This window comes from Nocardia sp. NPDC004722, from assembly GCF_053601505.1.
In genome coordinates this window covers 1-2,031 of the sequence record NZ_JBSGBY010000958.1, presented here as the reverse complement: position 1 = coordinate 2,031, position 2,031 = coordinate 1, and the positions used below count along the sequence as shown (strand labels likewise).

Here is a 2,031-nt window from a genome sequence, read left to right as displayed (position 1 = left end):
CAGCAGCATGGCGTCGTCGTCCACGCTGAAGGCGACCAGGTCCTGCTTGGCGTCGGCGTGCTTGGCCTTCCACGCCGCATTGAGGGCGGTGATGATCGGGCCGTCGTCGATGCGGGTCAGATCCGAGGGCTTGGTCGGCGACTGGCCGTGCTTGGCGGAGAGGATGACCGTGGTCGACTTGTCCAGGCCCTTGGCCTTCAGCTCGGCGAGCATCCGGGCCAGCTGGCCGTCGACGTAGTCCAGCGCACCCGACAGCAGCGGTCCGGGGGTGACGCCGTCGGCCTGGTAGCCGCCGGTCTGGCCGTCCGACTTCGGCAGCTTCTGCGCGACCGAGACGCTCTGGAAGTTCATGCCGAAGATGGCCGGAACGCCGACCTGCTTGGCCCCCGAGTGGTCCTTGCCGTCGATCTCGTTGAGAACGGCCTGCACCTTGTAACCGTCGTACTGCTGGGTGGACTTGTCGTCCTTGGTCCAGTCCTGGCCCGCGATCGGCGAATTCGAGTTCACCTCGGGGGTGAACAGGTCGTCGATCGAGTTGCCGGACTTGCCCTCGAGGATCGAGTAGGCCGGGTGCTTGTCCGACCACGCGGTCAGCTTGCCGGCGGCGTGCAGCACGTCGAAGACCGAGTTCACCTGCAGATACTGGCTCGGGTAGACCGGCTTGCAGGTGGCCGGGTCGACCGGCATGGCGGCCGGGTTCAGCAGGGTGGCCGGGTTGCCGGTCATGCCGAGGATGCTACCGGGCAGGCCCGCCAGGCCCTGGCCGGCGTCGAGCGCGGTCTGGTCCTTGTCCATGGCCTCGGTCATCGAGACCTCGGCGCCCTTGGCGGCGTGCGCGCAATCGGTGGTGCCGGCGGGCAGCAGATCGTGGTTGAAGGTGTCGTCGTAGTAGACGCCCGACTGTCCCGCGGTCGCACCGGTGAACTGCGCGACCATGCCCGGGAACGAGTCCGACGGGTTGGTGGTCTGTGCGTTGGTGTACTGGAGGCCGTTGTTGGCCATGGCCGCCAGCGCGGAGTTCGGCTTCTGCTTGATGTACCACGCCAGATCGGCCTGGTGCATGCCGTCGACCGAGATCAGCAGGACATGATCCTTGTCCTTGCCGCCCTTGTCCTTGTCTTTGTCGTTGTCGGGACCGGCGCTGGCGATGCCGGTCGCGGTGCAGGCCAGCGCGACAGCGCCGACGGCAGCAGCCAATCGAATACTCTTGCGGGACACGGATCCTCCTCATCCAACGGCACATAACGCTTGTGCCGCAGCTTTCTTCACGACACGTGCGCAGCACGGGCCGAAGTGTGTGGGGTTGTCGCGGGGATGGTGGTTATCGCGGGATCGGCGACGGCTCAGGCGTCGTATCCGGTTGCGGCACTGCGTACTTGGCCGACGTACACCGAGGAATGGTTGTAGGCGAGGATGGCCTGACGCCAGCCGTTCGCGGTGGAGAGATCGCCGCCGGCCGCGCACAGGTAGCGGCCCGCGGCCAAGGCTGCATCGTTGATATTGTCGGGGTTACCCGAAAGGTCCTTGGTGGCAACCGGTTTGGCGGCCTGAAGGGCGGCCGCCAGGGCCTGATAGTCGGCACCGGCGCGCACGCCCCAGTGACTCCAGGTGTCCGGGATGAACTGGAACGGCCCCATCGCCCGGGCATAACCACCGCGCCCGGACCTCGACGAGGGATCGAGAATGACGGCATTGCCGGCGGTGCCGTTGAGCGGCACCCCGCGAATCGGCGGCTGCACCAGGCCGTCCGGGGCGATGGTCGCCCCGCCGAAACGGGCGTGATCGCTTTCCACCCTTGCGATTCCGGCCAGCGTCGTCCAGCCGAGATGACATCCGGGCTGTGCCTGCGCCATCACGACGGTCGCGTACCCGTACGCCTCGAGCGCCCGCAGCGGGATGCCGTACTTGTCGGCCCGCGGCCGCGCCCACGCCTGCAACTGGTCGATCTTGCCGGTCACCGCGTCGAGCCGGATGGCCGGGACCGGGCCGCCTGCGCCCGGGGCCGCGGGCACGTGCTCCGGGGCTCCGGCG

2 protein-coding genes are annotated in these 2,031 nt (G+C 68.0%); both read right to left on the bottom strand.

Annotation, left to right across the window (positions count from 1 at the left end; all coding sequences use genetic code 11):
- On the bottom strand, positions 1 to 1,218 hold a 1,218-nt coding region (locus ACWELQ_RS44550), incomplete at its 3' end, for an alkaline phosphatase family protein (protein ID WP_452402996.1).
- 125 nt (positions 1,219 to 1,343) lie between these two features.
- Positions 1,344 to 2,031: hypothetical protein (locus ACWELQ_RS44545; protein WP_452402995.1), on the bottom strand; the 688-nt coding region annotated here is incomplete at its 5' end.